This is a genomic window from Pseudomonas sp. ANT_H4 (genome assembly GCF_008369295.1).
Lineage (GTDB): Bacteria > Pseudomonadota > Gammaproteobacteria > Pseudomonadales > Pseudomonadaceae > Aquipseudomonas.
In genome coordinates this window covers 49,817-65,486 of sequence record NZ_VOBG01000027.1, presented here as the reverse complement: position 1 = coordinate 65,486, position 15,670 = coordinate 49,817, and the positions used below count along the sequence as shown (strand labels likewise).

At 60.0% G+C, this 15,670-nt stretch carries 11 protein-coding genes; 6 read left to right on the top strand and 5 right to left on the bottom strand.

The features are described 5' to 3' along the window. The first annotated feature begins 294 nt into the window (after positions 1-294). A complete protein-coding gene (locus tag FQ182_RS24790; RefSeq protein WP_371923913.1) occupies positions 295-2,253 on the top strand; it encodes an autotransporter outer membrane beta-barrel domain-containing protein in 1,959 nt (652 codons plus the stop codon). Positions 2,254-2,350: 97 nt separating this feature from the next. On the opposite strand, the gene FQ182_RS24785 is transcribed toward FQ182_RS24790, so the two are convergent. The 3 genes from FQ182_RS24785 to FQ182_RS24775 form a co-directional block, all read right to left on the bottom strand. Then, complete coding sequence (locus FQ182_RS24785) at positions 2,351-2,992, bottom strand: DUF1345 domain-containing protein (protein ID WP_149414219.1); 642 nt, start codon at positions 2,990-2,992, stop codon at positions 2,351-2,353. 90 nt (positions 2,993-3,082) lie between these two features. After that, positions 3,083-6,181, bottom strand: a complete 3,099-nt coding sequence (locus tag FQ182_RS24780; RefSeq protein WP_149414218.1) for an efflux RND transporter permease subunit — start codon at positions 6,179-6,181, stop codon at positions 3,083-3,085. A gap of 19 nt (positions 6,182-6,200) precedes the next feature. Then, complete coding sequence (locus FQ182_RS24775) at positions 6,201-7,370, bottom strand: efflux RND transporter periplasmic adaptor subunit (RefSeq protein ID WP_149414217.1); 1,170 nt, start codon at positions 7,368-7,370, stop codon at positions 6,201-6,203. Positions 7,371-7,626: 256 nt separating this feature from the next. Between FQ182_RS24775 and FQ182_RS24770 the strand changes: the two genes are divergently transcribed. From FQ182_RS24770 to nudC, 4 genes are all read left to right on the top strand, one after another. Then, a complete protein-coding gene (locus FQ182_RS24770; RefSeq protein WP_133103285.1) occupies positions 7,627-8,328 on the top strand; it encodes a response regulator transcription factor in 702 nt (233 codons plus the stop codon). Positions 8,329-8,332: 4 nt separating this feature from the next. Continuing rightward, entirely contained in the window at positions 8,333-9,631 is a 1,299-nt protein-coding gene (locus FQ182_RS24765) for an ATP-binding protein (protein WP_149414216.1), read from the top strand. Between the two features lie 93 nt (positions 9,632-9,724). After that, positions 9,725-10,537 (top strand): crotonase/enoyl-CoA hydratase family protein, encoded by an 813-nt coding sequence (locus FQ182_RS24760; RefSeq protein WP_149414215.1) that lies wholly within the window; start codon positions 9,725-9,727, stop codon positions 10,535-10,537. Positions 10,538-10,543: 6 nt separating this feature from the next. Continuing rightward, positions 10,544-11,377, top strand: coding sequence for an NAD(+) diphosphatase (gene nudC, locus FQ182_RS24755; protein WP_149414214.1), 834 nt, complete (start codon positions 10,544-10,546; stop codon positions 11,375-11,377). Here nudC and FQ182_RS24750 read toward each other — a convergent pair. Both FQ182_RS24750 and FQ182_RS24745 read right to left on the bottom strand, forming a co-directional pair. Continuing rightward, entirely contained in the window at positions 11,345-12,124 is a 780-nt protein-coding gene (locus FQ182_RS24750) for a TSUP family transporter (protein WP_149414213.1), read from the bottom strand. The genes nudC and FQ182_RS24750 overlap by 33 nt on opposite strands. Before the next feature lie 158 nt (positions 12,125-12,282). Beyond that, the gene (locus FQ182_RS24745) at positions 12,283-12,978 is read right to left on the bottom strand and encodes a pirin family protein (RefSeq protein ID WP_149414212.1); all 696 of its coding nucleotides are present in this window, start codon (positions 12,976-12,978) and stop codon (positions 12,283-12,285) included. A 230-nt stretch (positions 12,979-13,208) separates the two neighbouring features. Between FQ182_RS24745 and FQ182_RS24740 the strand changes: the two genes are divergently transcribed. After that, complete coding sequence (locus FQ182_RS24740; protein ID WP_149414211.1) at positions 13,209-15,668, top strand: UvrD-helicase domain-containing protein; 2,460 nt, start codon at positions 13,209-13,211, stop codon at positions 15,666-15,668. Positions 15,669-15,670 lie beyond the last annotated feature (2 nt).

Genomic DNA, 15,670 nt, shown 5'->3' with positions numbered 1-15,670 from the left:
CGGCGCCGCCGCTCCTGACCCAAAAGCTCACCACTCTTATCGTTGCTATTAGTCATAAACATAACCGTTTGCCTATCCCTTATCGTAAGGGGGAAACGGTGTCCTGTCTTTCATGGGGCTCGTTCAAGGGAGGACGACTGGGTCATCGGAGAGAACGCTCACCTGACCTCCAACGGCGCCACGCTGAGGCAGTCCAAGGTCACGGCTGGCAAACTGACCCTTAATACGGGCACCACCGCGCAGGACATTCATGCCGCGCGGGGTTCGCAAGTCACTCTGAACGGCACGACAGTCGTGGCGAGAAGCTCGGCTGCATCTGCTATCAACCTGCAAGGCAGTCAAGCTGATATTCATGGTAGTACGATCACTCACACCAACGGCATAGGCATTTCTGCTGCGCGTAACTTCCTCACCAATGATGGCTCTACTGTCAATGTCTTCGACAGCATCATCAAAGGATCTACCCGAGGGGCGTTTGCCACAGCGTTCAGCCAGCTCAACTTCACCGACTCGCAGGTTATCGGTACCGATGAGGATGGTGTCGGCATATTGCTGTGGGGCGCCGAAGCCAACGCAATCAACAGCCATATCATCGGCGGCGAAAATGGCGTACGCCTGAGTTATGAAAGTGACGATCTGAATACCAGCACCCTGGTGCTGGACCGCACCAGTGTTGAAGGTCGTAACGGCGCCGCTCTGCTGGTTGAAGGTGACGCCTATGGAAGCACTGAGGCAAACATTCAGGTGCGCAATGGTTCGACCCTGACCGGCGGCAACGGCAATATTCTGGAAGTCATCGGTGGTTCCACTGCCAATATGAACGTCGACAACAGCTCGCTGGTGGGCGACGTTGAGGTTGAAGAAGGCAGTACCGCCAAGCTACAGCTTAACAATGGTTTCTGGCTGACCGGCCAACTGAAGAATGTTGCCGAGCTGAGCGTCAACGAGGCTTCTCATTGGGTGCTGGTAGGCAACAGTGAAGTAGGCGACCTGAAAATGGGCGGCGGTACCGTGCACTTCGGCGGGGCGGATGAGTTTTATCAACTGGACGTCAAAAGCCTGTCCGGTGACGGCACTTACATCATGCACACCGACTTCTCCAACGGCCAAACCGACTTCCTCAACGTCGAAGGCCAGGCCGAAGGCCGCCACAGCCTACTGCTGGCCGCCACCGGCTCGGAGTTGTCCAACGCCCAACCGGTTCACGTGGTGCACACCGAAGGCGGCGCTGGCAAGTTCTCCTTGGTCGGCGGCACCGTTGACGTGGGTGCCTTTGCCTATGGGCTGAAACAGGAAGGCACCGACTGGTTCCTCGACCCTACCCGCAAGGGCACCAGCACCAGCGCCCACTCGGTGCTGGCCTTGTTTAACACCGCACCCACCGTGTTGTACGGAGAAATGACCAACTTGCGTACCCGTATGGGCGAGTTGCGCTTCAGTGACGGCAAGAGCAACGGCCTGTGGATGCGCAGCTACGGCAACAAATATGACGTGGCGGCTAACAAGAATGGCGCGGGCTACTCGCAAACCCAGAAGGGCTTCACCATCGGTGCAGATGCTCCATTGTCCGGCGGTGACGGCCAATGGCTGGCCGGTGTGATGGCCGGTCACAGTACCTCTGACCTGAGCCTGACTCGTGGCAGCAGCGGCGAGGTCAAGAGCTACTACGTCGGTACATATGCCACCTGGATTGATGCCGAAAGTGGCCTGTACTTCGACGGTGTGGTCAAGCTCAACCGCTTGCACACTGACAACAACGTGACCATGAGCGATGGCAAGAAAGCCAAGGGCAACTACGCGCAAAACGCCGTGGGTGCTTCTGCCGAGTTCGGTCGCCACATCAAGCTGGCCGATGATTTCTTCGTTGAGCCCTATGCGCAGTTGGCGACGGTAATCACTCAGGCCCAGAGCTATGACCTGGACAACGGTCTGCACGCCAAAGGCGATCGCTCAAGTTCAGTGATTGGCAAGGTGGGTGTGACGGCGGGCAAGAATATCCAGTTGGACAGCGGCAGTGTGTTGCAGCCGTATCTGCGTACCGCGTTGGCCCATGAGTTCGACCAGAGCAACAAGGTGTTCATCAACGGCCAGAGCTTCAACAACGACCTCTCGGGTTCGCGGGTTGAGCTGGCTGCGGGTATGGCGGTATCAATGTCGAAAAACCTCAAGCTGCATGCCGACTTCGAGCACAGCAAAGGCAAGGCCATCGACCAGCCGTGGGGTGTCAACGTCGGTATTCGTTACGACTTCTAAAATACTCAGCTAAATAAAAAAGGAAGCTTCGGCTTCCTTTTTTGTGGGCGTGAGTTGGCTTACACCAGCACACTCAGCCAAGTAGAGCCGAGCAGCCTCAACTGAACAACCCCGCCGCGATATTGATCGAGAAGCCCAGGATCGCCGTATTGAATAGAAACCCGATCAACGATTGCCCCAGCACCACCTTGCGCATGCCACGGGTGGCCACGCCAACGTCGGAAGTCTGCACCGCCACGCCGATAGTGAAAGAGAAATACAGAAAGTCCCAGTAATTGGGGTTGATCGGGCCTTCGGCAAAACGCAACGCCGGTTCCTTGCCCTCACAGGTGTAATACAGCCGTGCGTAGTGAACGCTGAAGATTACGCCGATCAGCAACCACGACCCGATCACCGTCAGACCGGTAAAGCCGTAATGCAGCAGGCGTGCAGCGGTGTCCAGCTCCTTGCTGCCCGCCAGCCCGAAGGCGATTGTCGCCAGGCTCGCGATGGCCGCGATACAGACCATGAACAGCACCAGTCCGGCGTTTTCATCCTCGACCTCGGCAATGCGCTTCACATCCTCGGCCTTGGCGCGGATCGTTAGCCACAGCATCAGCACCAGATAAGTCCAGACGCCGGCGTTCCAGCCCATAAGGACTTTGCTGAGGATTGAATCGGTGGGAGCCAGGATGCCAACCGCCAGGCCCAGGACGGCGGCGGCAGAAAGGCGAGGGTGGGTGCGGGCGAGGAAGGGCATGGTGCTCACAAATTCGGGATTTATGAGCACCATAGCAGCAGAGCCAGCTTCAAGCTGTAAGGGGGTTGGCGATTTCTTGCTGCTTGAAGCTTATGGCTTGTCGCTGCGCTTGCGCACCAACCTCATCACCACCACAAAGAACACCGGCACGAACACCACGGCGAGCGTCGCGGTAATCATCCCGCCAATCACCCCGGTGCCGATGGCTTGTTGGCTTGCCGAACTGGCGCCGGTGGCGATGGCCAACGGCACCACGCCGAGGATGAACGCCAGGGACGTCATGATGATCGGCCGTAGACGCAGGCGCGCGGCCTTGAGGGTGGCGTCGATCAGGTCTTCGCCCTGGTCATACAGGTCCTTGGCGAACTCGATGATCAGGATCGCGTTTTTCGCCGACAGACCGATGATGGTGATAAGCCCGACCTTGAAGAACACGTCATTGGGCATCCCGCGCAAGCTCACCGCCAACACCGCACCGAGCACACCCAACGGCACCACCAGCAGCACCGAAGTCGGAATCGACCAGCTTTCATACAGCGCTGCCAGGCACAGGAAAACAATCAGCAGCGACAGGCCTAGCAACAGTGGTGCCTGGGAACTGGACAACCGTTCCTGTAACGACAACCCCGTCCACTCCTGGCCCAGGCCGGCCGGTAATTGGCTCACCAGCCGCTGGATTTCCTCCATGGCCTCGCCGGTACTGTGCCCAGGCGATGCTTCGCCAGAAATGGCAATGGTCGGGTAGCCGTTGTAACGGGTTAACTGCGCCGGCCCCTGAATCCAGCGGGCCTCGACGAAGGCCGACAGCGGCACCATCTTCCCGGCGTTGTTGCGCACATGGATCTTCATCAGGTCAGCCACCTGGCTGCGCTGATCGCCTTCGGCTTGCACCACCACCCGCTGCATGCGGCCCTGGTTGGGGAAGTCGTTGATATAGGCCGAGCCGATGGCCGAAGACAGGATATTGCCCACATCGGCAAAGGAAACCCCCAGCGCATTGGCCCGCTTGCGGTCTACTTCCAGTTGTACCTGAGGCGCTTCGGCCAGGGCGCTTTCGCGCACATTGGCCAGGATCGGGCTTTTCTCGGCGGCGTCCAGCAACTCGGTACGTGCTGCCATCAGTGCGGCATGGCCGACGCCGCCACGGTCCTGCAAGCGGAACTCAAAACCACTTGAGGTGCCCAGACCATCCACCGGCGGCGGCAGGATCGAATAGGCAATCGCATCCTTGAACTCGGTAAAGGCCATAGTCGCCCGGTCGGCAATAGCGGCGGCGGAATCGTCGCTGCTGCGCTCAGACCAGTCCTTCAACGTGGTAAACGCCAGCGCTGCGTTCTGCCCGGAGCCGGAGAAGCTGAAGCCCATGATCATCGTCGTGTCGCCGACACCCGGCTCACTGGCGTTGTGCGCCTCGATCTGCTCGACCACCTGCACCGTGCGGTTCTTGCTGGCCCCCGGCGGCAACTGGATATCGGTGATGGTGTAGCCCTGGTCTTCCACCGGCAAGAAGGAGGAGGGCAGGCGACTGAACAACAGTCCCAGGCCCACCAGCAGCACCAGGTAAATCAACAGATAACGCCCTGTGCGCTTGACGGCATAGGCCACCCAGCCTTCATAGCGGTCGGTCAGTTGTTCGAAGCGCTTGTTGAACCAGCCGAAGAAGCCGCCCTTGGCGTGGTGATCACCCTTGGCAATCGGCTTGAGCAAGGTGGCGCACAGGGCCGGGGTCAAGGTCAGGGCCAGAAACGCCGAGAACAGGATAGAGGTGGCCATGGACAGCGAGAACTGCTGGTAAATGACGCCTACGGAGCCGGGCATGAACGCCATTGGCAGGAACACCGCCACCAGCACCAGGGTGATACCGACAATCGCGCCGGTAATCTGGCCCATGGCCTTGCGCGTCGCCTCCTTGGGCGACAGGCCTTCGGTGACCATGATCCGCTCGACGTTCTCCACCACCACAATGGCATCGTCCACCAGGATGCCGATGGCCAGTACCATGCCAAACATGGTCAGCACATTGATCGAGAAGCCCAGCAACAACATGGTGGCGAAGGTGCCCATCAGCGCAATTGGCACCACCAGCGTCGGGATCAGGGTGTAGCGGATGTTTTGCAGGAACAGGAACATCACCGCAAACACCAGCAACATCGCTTCCCCCAGGGTGTACACCACCTTGGTGATGGACACTTTGACAAATGGCGAGGTGTCGTAGGGAATCTTGTATTCCACATTGGCTGGGAAGTAGCGCGACAGCTCATCCATCTTCGCCCGCACCAGGGTCGCGGTGCTCAGGGCATTGGCCCCTGGCGACAACTGCACGCTGACGGCGGTGGACGGCTTGCCGTTCAGGCGCGTGGAGAGCTGATATTCCTGGCTGCCGATTTCGACCCGCGCTACATCGCCGATGCGCACGGTGGAGCCGTCCGGATTGGCCTTGAGGACAATGTCGGCAAATTCGGCAGGCGTCGACAACTGGCCCTTGACCAGGATCGATGCGGTAATTTCCTGGGTTGCAGGGCCTGGCAAATCGCCGATGCTGCCCGCCGATACCTGGGCGTTTTGCGCGGTAATCGCAGCGTTGACATCAGCGGGCGTCAGGTTGAAGCCGATCAGCTTCTGCGGGTCGATCCAGATGCGCATGGCACGCTCGGCGCCATATAACTGGGCCTTGCCGACGCCGTCCAGGCGCTTGAGCTCGTTCATTACGTTGCGTGCGAGGTAATCGCTGAGCGCCACGTCATCAAGCTTGCCGTCGCTGGAGGTCAGGGTTACCAGCAGCAGGAAACCAGCGGAGACTTTCTCCACCTGCAAGCCTTGTTGGGTGACCGCCTGCGGCAGGCGCGGCTCTACGGCCTTGAGCCGGTTTTGCACATCCACCTGGGCCATTTCCGGGTCGGTGCCCGGCTGGAAGGTGGCGGTGATGGTGGCAGCGCCCAGGCTGCTCTGGGATTCGAAATACAGCAGGTGGTCGGCGCCGTTAAGCTCCTGCTCGATCAGGCTGACCACGCTTTCGTCCAGGGTCTGGGCGGACGCGCCTGGGTACACCGCGTAGATCTCCACTTGCGGCGGTGCGACGTTGGGATACTGGGCCACCGGCAACTGCGGGATGGCGAGGGCGCCAGCCAGCAGGATAAACAGCGCGACCACCCAGGCGAAGATCGGGCGATCAATAAAGAACTGCGGCATTATTTGTTATCCCTAATCTTTACTGGTCAAAAGCCTGGCCAGAAGCGTGGGCAAGTGGCTCGGGGCTGTCGTCGACCTGGACTTTCTCGCCGGGTTTGGCGTGTTGCAGGCCTTCAACGACGATGCGGTCTCCGGGCTTGAGGCCGCTGCTGACAATCCAGCGATCATTGATCACTGAGCCCAGTTCCACCGGCTGCAGGCTGACGTTGTGCTCGTCGTCCAGCAGCAACACCATGGCGATGCCGGCACTGTCGCGGGTGATGGCCCGTTGCGGCACGCTGATGCCTTGCTGGTCTACGGCTTGTTCCAGGCGTACACGTATGAAACTGCCGGGCAACAGGTCCAGGTCAGGGTTGGGGAATTCGCTGCGCAGGATGATCTGGCCGGTGCCTGGGTCGACGGAAATCTCCGCGAACAGCAGCTCGCCCGGCAGCGGGTAAAGGCTGCCGTCATCCTCGATCAGTGTGGCCTTGGCCTGGTCCTGGCCGACCTGCTTCAAGTGCCCGGCGCGGAAAGCGCGGCGCAGGTCATTGAGTTCGCGGGTGGATTGGGTGAGGTCGGCGTGGATCGGGTCCAGTTGCTGGATTACGGCCATCGGTGTGGCTTCGTTCTGGCCCACCAGCGCGCCCTCGGTCACCAATGCGCGGCCAATGCGTCCGGAAATCGGCGCGGTAACCGTGGCGTAACCCAGGTTCAACTTGGCCCGCTGCACCGCAGCCTGATTGGCGGCTACATCGGCGGCGGTTTGCCGGGCGGCAGCGCGAGCGTTGTCGTATTCCTGGCCGCTGATGGCATTGCCTTCCACCAACTGGCTGTAACGCTGCTCTTGCAGGCGCGCCTGGAATGCGTTGGCCTCGGCCTTGCGCAGGCTGGCCTGGGCGCTGTCCAGATCGGCCTTGAATGGCGCCGGATCAATACGGAACAACACGTCGCCCTGTTTGACGTCATGGCCTTCCTTGAATACCCGCTGTAGCACCACGCCGGCGACTCGTGCGCGCACTTCGGCAATGCGCGGTGCGGCAATCCGACCACTCAGCTCGCTGGTGATGGACAGGGGCTTGGCTTCAAGGGTTTCGATCCGTACCTTGGCCAACGGCATTTGCGGGGTGCTGCTTGCGGACTTGTCGCAAGCACTCAAGGCCAGTGTCAGTGCCAACAGGCAAAAAGGCGCAAACAGATTCTTCGACATGCTTATATCCCAATATTGACTGGCGCATCCTACGGGCGCCTCCGCCACAGTGCTGTGAAGCTGTGTAGGTGGTGTGTGAAGAAATGTAAGGTGCAATGCACGTGATGCGCGTGGGTGTATATCCTTCACGGCTAGCAAGCCTGGGGAGTCGGGCTTGCCCGCGATGCAGGCGACTCGGTATATCTGAAAAACCGCGGTGATGCTATCGCAGGCAAGCCAGCTCCTACAGAAACCGTAATCTCTGGAAACACCTTCAATGCCCAACATCCTCCTGGTCGAAGATGACGCTGCACTCTCCGAGCTGATTGCCAGTTACCTGGAACGCAATGGCTATCACGTCAGCGTCATCAGCCGTGGCGACCACGTGCGCGAGCGCGCCAGGCTCAATCCGCCGGACCTGGTGATCCTCGACCTGATGCTGCCGGGCCTGGATGGCCTGCAAGTCTGCCGCCTGTTGCGGGCCGACTCGGCGAGCTTGCCGATTCTGATGCTCACCGCCCGCGACGACAGCCACGACCAGGTCCTGGGCCTGGAAATGGGCGCCGACGACTACGTGACCAAACCCTGCGAGCCACGGGTGTTGCTGGCCCGCGTGCGCACCCTGCTGCGCCGCAGCAGCCTCACCGAGCCCCAAGTTGCCAATGACCAGATCCTGATGGGCAACCTGTGCATCGACCTGTCCGAGCGTTCGGTCACCTGGCGCGATCAGGCCGTGGAGTTGTCTAGCGGCGAATACAACCTGCTGGTAGTCCTGGCCCGTCACGCCGGTGAAGTGCTCAGTCGCGACCAGATCCTGCAACGCCTGCGGGGTATCGAGTTCAACGGTACCGACCGCTCGGTGGACGTGGCGATCTCCAAGCTGCGGCGCAAGTTCGACGACCATGCCGGCGAAGCGCGCAAGATCAAGACCGTATGGGGCAAGGGCTATCTGTTCAGTCGCTCCGAGTGGGAATGCTGACACCATGCTCCGGGTTCTGATCCGCCTCTACCTGCTGACCATCGTCACCTATAGCGCGGCGATCTACTTGATTCCAAAAGGCATCATCGAGGTCTTCCACACCCGCTACATGAGCTACAACATCGAGCAGTCCCGGGGCTTGCAAAGCCTCATCGTCAGGCAGTACCACGCCGTGCCGGTAGAACACTGGTCCCATGTCACCGAACAGCTGGGGCGCGACTTCGCGCCGTTGAAAGTGCAGTTGCTGCACCGCCAGGACGCCAGCTATACCCCGGCCGAAGAACAGTTGCTGGAGCAAGGTAAACCGGTCATCCGCCTGGGGGAGTGGGGCTGGATGGAGCAGATCAGCTCGCCGCTCAACCAGCAGTTGGCAGTCAAACTGACCATCCCGCCAGACCCGCTGGACATGAACCTGTTGTACTGGACCATGAACGTATTGATCGGTGCAGCATTGCTGGCCTGCCTGCTGTTCTGGCTGCGCCCGCACTGGCGAGACCTGGAGCGGCTGAAAACGACGGCGGCGCAACTGGGCAAGGGCAACCTCGGTGAACGCACGCAGATCCCCCCCAGTTCCAACATCGGCAGCCTGGCCGCCGTGTTCGACACCATGGCCAGCGACATCGAACACCTGCTCAACCAGCAGCGTGACTTGCTCAACGCGGTCTCCCACGAACTGCGCACACCGCTCACCCGCCTGGACTTCGGCCTGGCGCTGGCGCTCTCCGATGACTTGCCGGCCCCCAACCGCGAGCGCTTGCAGGGCCTGGTGGCACACATCCGTGAACTGGATGAACTGGTGCTGGAATTGCTTTCCTACAGCCGACTGCAAAACCCGGCACACCTGCCGGAGCAGGTGGAGGTGGTGCTCGACGAGTTTATCGACAGCATCCTGGGCAGCGTCGACGATGAACTGGAAAACCCCGAGATCGTCATTGATGTGGCGCTCGATTGCGCCGTAGAACGCTTCACCCTCGACCCGCGCCTCACCGCCCGCGCCCTGCAAAACCTGCTGCGTAATGCCATGCGCTATTGCGAGCAGCGAATTCAGGTGGGGGTCAAGGTGTGTCCCAAGGGCTGTGAAATCTGGGTGGATGACGACGGCATAGGTATTCCCGAAGATCAACGCGAACGAATCTTCGAGCCATTTTACCGGTTGGATCGCAGCCGTGACCGTGCAACCGGTGGTTTTGGGCTGGGGCTGGCAATCAGCAGGCGGGCGCTGGAAGCGCAGGGTGGGACGTTGCGGGCCCAGGCATCGCCGTTGGGCGGAGCGCGGTTCAGGTTGTGGTTACCCACTGTGTAGTCCCGCTTTTGGCCGATGCACAGCCTTACCCCCCATCACACAGCCTTGTTATAGTTCGGCCCTTATCTCAGCCGCCAGTCAAGGATCACTGCCATGTCCGAATACCAAGCCTTTGTTGTCGAACTCAACGACAACATTGCCCATGTGCAGATCAACCGTCCGGAGAAGATCAACGCCATGAACGCGGCGTTCTGGACCGAAATCATTGACATTTTTCAATGGGTCGAAGACACCGACGCCGTGCGCGTGGTGGTGCTCAGCGGTGCCGGCAAGCATTTTTCCTCCGGCATCGACCTGATGATGCTGGCCTCGGTGGCCAATGAGTTTGGCAAGGACGTCGGCCGCAACGCGCGCCTGCTGCGGCGCAAGATCCTGCAACTGCAAGCCTCGTTCAACGCCGTCGACAACTGCCGCAAGCCGGTACTGGCAGCGATTCAGGGCTACTGCATTGGCGGTGCCATCGATCTGATCAGCGCCTGCGATATGCGCTACGCCGCCGACGATGTGCAATTTTCCATCAAGGAAATCGACATCGGCATGGCTGCCGACGTCGGCACCCTGCAACGTCTGCCACGGATCATCGGCGACGGCATGCTTCGTGAACTGGCCTACACCGGCCGCACCTTCGGCGCCGAGGAAGCGCGCAGTATTGGCCTGGTCAATCGCACCTACAACGATCAACAGAGCCTGCTGGCCGGGGTGATGGACATTGCTCGGGAAATCGCCGCCAAATCGCCGATTGCCGTGACCGGCACCAAGGCGATGATCAGCTATATGCGTGATCACACCATCAATGACGGCCTGGAATACGTTGCCACCTGGAACGCAGCTATGCTGCAATCGAACGACCTGCGCGTGGCCATCGCGGCCCATATGAGCAAGCAGAAACCCGAATTCGTGGATTGACTGAACATGACCCCAGGCTGGATTACCACAACGTTGCTGGACAATGACACGCCTGGCGGCTGGGCCGTAGCCCGTAGTCGCGAGGGTTTCCTGCGCGATGACAACGGGCCGCTGTTCCCCAGGGAATGGCTCACGCGCCAGGATTTGTCAGTGTTTGCCGAACACGGCATCGGTCATCTGAATGGCGAGCCTGTGTACCTGCTGGAACTCAACAGCCCCAGCGACGTGCAAGGCTGCAGTTGGCAGGGCTTGCGCGCCTTTATGCTGCAAGGCGACCACACCCTGTACAAAGTCCTGGGTTATGCCGCGCAAATCGGCACATGGGCCCGTGAACACCGCTTCTGCGGCAGTTGCGGCCAGGCTATGGCCCAGGTTCCACATGAGCGGGCGATGTATTGCCAGGCTTGCGACCTGCGCAGTTACCCGCGTATTTCGCCGAGCATGATCGTATTGGTGACCCGTGGTGACGAGATCCTGCTGGCCCGTTCGCCGCGCTTCGTCACGGGCGTCTACAGCACCCTGGCCGGGTTCGCCGAGCCTGGGGAATCGGCCGAAGACTGCCTGATCCGCGAAGTGCGCGAAGAAGTGCAGGTAGAGGTAAAGAATATCCAGTACGTGGGCAGTCAGTGCTGGCCGTTCCCGCACTCGATGATGCTGGGGTTTCACGCCGAATACGCGGGTGGCGATATCGTGCCCCAGGCCGATGAGATCGAGGACGCGCAGTGGTTCAACATCCGCGAGCTGCCGCCGTTGCCAGCATCCCGCTCGATTGCCCGCTACCTGATTGACCTCTACCTGGCCCAGCGTTTAGGCCACGCTGAACCAGTGCTGCCAGGCTAGGCGCACGGTAAGGCCCAGGACCACGGTGATAAACACCGGGCGAATGAATTTGGCGCCGCCGCTGATGGCACTGCGGGCGCCAAAGAACGCGCCCACCATCACCGAGAAGCCCATGCTCAGGCCGACAACCCAGTCCACCGAGCCGTTGAAGATAAACACCGACAAGGCCGCCGCGTTACTGACGAAGTTCATGCTGCGGGCCACGCCGCTGGCCTTCACCAGGTCAACGGGATACATCAGCAGGGTGCTGACGGTCCAGAACGCGCCCGTACCCGGCCCGGCCACACCATCGTAGAACCCCAGGCCGAAGCCCTGGGTCGACTGCCATTTCTTCTTGATCGGCGCATCAGCGTCCAGCGGCGCCTTGGGTGTGCCGCCGAACAACAGGTACACGCCGCAGCCGAAGACAATCACCGGCAACATCTTGTTCAGCCATTCGGCCGGCAGGTAGTGGGCAACGACGGCCCCAACCAAGGCGCCGATCAAGGTGCCGACGATGGCGTGTACCCACTGGCGTGGATGAAACAGCTTGCGGCGGTAGAAGGTGAAGCTGGCGGTGGCCGAGCCGAAGGTCGAACTCAACTTGTTGGTGCCCAGCACCATATGAGGTGGCATGCCTGCAGTGAGCAGTGCGGGGGTGGTTAACAGACCGCCACCCCCGGCAATGGCATCGATAAAACCGGCGACAAAAGCAACAACGACCAAAATGGCCAGGGTGGTGAGGTCAACGCTGAGTTCGAAAGGCATGGAGGCGACTTATTTTCGGCAAGGCGCAGAAAAGGGCTGCGCGAAAGGCCGATATCTTACCTATAACCTATTCCTGCGGCGACTGTTCCAGGCTTGCCCGTGATATGCATGGGTATCTACACAGTTCTTAAGGTTGCTGATAACGCTCTAGGGGGCGATCAGGCCAGATCCACCAACACAATCTCGCTGTCCTCCAGCGCCGTAACCCGCAGCACCTGCTCGTCCTCAACCGCGACACCGTCCCGAGCGTGTGCACGCAAGCCATTGACTTCAATTATCCCGGTAGCCGGCACCAAATACGCCCGGCGCCCGCTGTCCAGCCGGTACTCGGCACTTTCCCCGGCTTTCAGGTTGGCCGCCACCAGACGAGCGTCGGCACGAATACGCAGGCTTTCACTGTCGCCGGCCTTGCCGCTGGCCAAGGTCACAAATCCTTCGCGATTTCCCTTTGGAAACGGCTTGGCACCCCAGGAAGGCGGGGAGCCAGCCTCATTGGGGATGATCCATATCTGGAATATCTTGGTGGGCGTGGCTTCCTGGTTGTATTCGCTGTGGGCGATGCCGGTGCCTGCACTCATTACCTGCACGTCGCCGGCTTCGGTGCGGCCGCGGTTACCCAGGTTGTCTTCGTGGCTGATGGCGCCTTCACGCACATAGGTGATGATTTCCATGTCCCGGTGAGGGTGTTTCGGGAAGCCGGTGCCAGGGGCAATGATGTCGTCGTTCCACACCCGCAGATTGCCCCAGTGCATACGCTCGGGGTCATGGTACTCAGCGAACGAAAAGTGGTGATGGGCATCGAGCCAACCGTGGTTGGCGCCGCCCAGGGAGCTGAAAGGTCGAAGTTCAAGCATGATCGTCTCCTGTTGATACCGGCAATCATCCACCTACTCACAATCGATAAAAAGCGTAAAAAGTGCCTGAATTCGATCGATTATTTCGATGTTTGTACCGGGTTATGACTTATGGCTGAAGCTTCACTTCATCGCCTAACTGCATGAGCACAAAGCAATTGACTAGAACTGATAGCGGATTCCGGCGACCATAGGCTTCCCGTCCGTATCAAGCCGTCGCAGGAGTCCGCGTGCCGCAACACACCCCCGATCTTCCTCCCGAACTGCGGCCCCTGGCCGAAATGCCCCTGTTGAAACGCCTTGCCGCACGCTTGTTCGGTCACGGCCTGACACGCCTGCGCGCCCAGCACCGCTTCTCCTGGTTGCACGGTCAGGCAGACGGCTTTCGCAGCGGTCACACGGCGGGCGTGGAGTACGGCTATCAGGAAGGCAAGCTCGACGGCATCGAGGAAGGCCGGCAGGTCTTGCTGATACGTGACTTTCGCCCCGACGAGCATCGTGCTCCAGGCGTCGACGACAGCCTGTTCGACGATTGGCGGCTGCCTCTGACGGCGGAACTGAAAAAACGCATCAAGGCTGACGTTGCACGATTACTGCCGCCTCACGCCCAGCCGAGCCTCGCCCAGTGGAAGATGATTTTCAGCGATACGCCGTCCACGTCGGTGATTGCCGGAGCGGGCGCGGGTAAATCAACCTCGCTGGTGTTGCGTATCTTGCTGTTGACCCATTACCTGGGCTTTGAGCTCAGTTCAATGACGGTGGTGACCTTCACCCGTGAGTCACGCAAGGACTTCATCAGCAAACTCATGGACGTTCTCAGCCTTTGGGGCCAAGCCATTGGAATCAAAGAGGCCCAAGCGGTGGTGCGCACCTTTCACTCGCGCATCCTGCCGATGGTTCGCAGTCTGCCGGGCTTTGAGCGACTGCAAGCGTTTGAAAATCTCAATGCGCGCATAGAGGCGGGTTTTGATGAGGTAGACAGCAACCCCTTTGAACTGCGCATCAACGACACCCAGCGTCAACAGCTGAACGCCTGCTATCACGGGCTTTACGGGAGACACGAGCGCTTTCGCGAGCTGATCGCACCACTGGCTCGCCATGCCCTGCAACTCAAGGAACTGGAGCGAGACCACCCCGACGTGCAAAAGCGCGTGGCGGTGACGGAACTGGCGGCCAAGCGCGACGAAGAACTGTGCGATGTGATTGAAGACCTGTGGTTCCGGGCTGGCGCCTGGCCGATCAAGGGTATTGAACCGAATCGCCAAGTGGTTGAAATCAACGGCGCGCAGTTCCATTGCCATGGCTACGTTGCCGAGTTGGACGCCTGGGTGGTGCTGGGCTTCGATCCTCGGGAGAATGCCCAGGTCAGCCGTCCAGGCGCCAAGTTGTCGGTACGAGCGGAGTGGGCGGTGAAGCGCACTCTGTTTCAAGCTTTCTGTCGTAAGCCATTGATATGGCTTGAAAGTTATGAATCATCAAAGCGTCTTTTAAGCAGCCTTGCCGGGGATGCTACTGCCGGCCCGGGCTTCGATTACAAGGTCAAGGGCGAACTGGCATCGGCACCGCTGCTGGACAGTTTTGTCACCGCCGCCGGGTTTATCGAGAACCTGGGCCTGGATGTGCCCACCGCCGTAGGCCAGATGAGTTTTGCCAAGGACGACCCGGATCGCTTCTTCTTCGAAGCCCTGAGTGTTTTCTGGAAAGCCCTGGAAGACCACCTGCTGGACCAGTCGCCGCCGGTCATGACCTATAACCGGATGTTCTCGCTGTTTGGCGAAAACACCCCGGAAAACCTCAAGTTGCTCAGCGACGGGCTGCTGCGGCCGATGTCGCACCTGATGATCGACGAGTTCCAGGACGTCTCGCCGCAGATCGTCTCGTGGGTCCGTGCCAGCCTGCGAGAAATTCGCAGTCGCGGCCCTGCGATGCATGTCGGCCGCGGTGCCCAGCACTCCTCGTTGCTGTGTGTGGGGGACGACTGGCAGTCGATCTATGGCTGGCGCGGCAGTTCGCCCAAGTATTTCATGGAGTTCAGCAAGGAATTTCCGTCGCCCAGTACGACGCGGGTGATGCTGGGGGAAAACTACCGCAGCCATCAGCACATCATCGATGCCGCCGAGTACATCGTTAAAGCTGCGCCAGCCATCAGTGGCAAGAAGGCCAAGGCCAGCGGCACGCCCAAGCCACTGGTGCCAGTAACGGTGCGTGAGCGGGATGATGCCAGCCTGGCAAGGCAGCTATCGGCGCACTATCAGAAGGGCGATTCTGTATTAATGCTGTATCGAAAAAGTAGCGATAAGTTATTGATTCAAGAGCACATTCAGTCTGTAGTTAATCTTGATTCTAGCTTGCCGCCAGCGGCGCGGCGGCTTAAGCAACTGACCTATCACAGCGCCAAGGGATTGCAGGCAGATGCGGTTTTCCTGTTGGGGGATTGCCAGCATTTGACCCGTTCGCCTTACAAGAACCAGGTCTATCGCATGGCGGGTTTGGGCAAGGATGGCGATATGGAGGCCTATGACACCGCGCAAAAGGATGAGGTGCTGCGCCTTGCCTATGTCGGGATTACCCGGGCGGTGAGCCATTGCTATTGGTACATCGAGGGGCAGGACAGCCAAGGGGCGAATGTGCCCAAGGCATCGGATCGGGTTGCTGGAGACAAGCCGTTTTTTGATGATCAGCGCGGATAAAA

Excerpts from the sequence above, each read along its gene's own strand:
- FQ182_RS24780 (WP_149414218.1), bottom strand. The coding sequence starts at position 6,181 with ATGCCGCAGTTCTTTATTGATCGCCCGATCTTCGCCTGGGTGGTCGCG.
- FQ182_RS24770 (WP_133103285.1), top strand. The coding sequence starts at position 7,627 with ATGCCCAACATCCTCCTGGTCGAAGATGACGCTGCACTCTCCGAGCTG.
- FQ182_RS24745 (WP_149414212.1), bottom strand. The coding sequence starts at position 12,978 with ATGCTTGAACTTCGACCTTTCAGCTCCCTGGGCGGCGCCAACCACGGT.
- FQ182_RS24785 (WP_149414219.1), bottom strand. The coding sequence starts at position 2,992 with ATGCCCTTCCTCGCCCGCACCCACCCTCGCCTTTCTGCCGCCGCCGTC.
- FQ182_RS24765 (WP_149414216.1), top strand. The coding sequence starts at position 8,333 with ATGCTCCGGGTTCTGATCCGCCTCTACCTGCTGACCATCGTCACCTAT.
- nudC (WP_149414214.1), top strand. The coding sequence starts at position 10,544 with ATGACCCCAGGCTGGATTACCACAACGTTGCTGGACAATGACACGCCT.
- FQ182_RS24760 (WP_149414215.1), top strand. The coding sequence starts at position 9,725 with ATGTCCGAATACCAAGCCTTTGTTGTCGAACTCAACGACAACATTGCC.
- FQ182_RS24750 (WP_149414213.1), bottom strand. The coding sequence starts at position 12,124 with ATGCCTTTCGAACTCAGCGTTGACCTCACCACCCTGGCCATTTTGGTC.
- FQ182_RS24775 (WP_149414217.1), bottom strand. The coding sequence starts at position 7,370 with ATGTCGAAGAATCTGTTTGCGCCTTTTTGCCTGTTGGCACTGACACTG.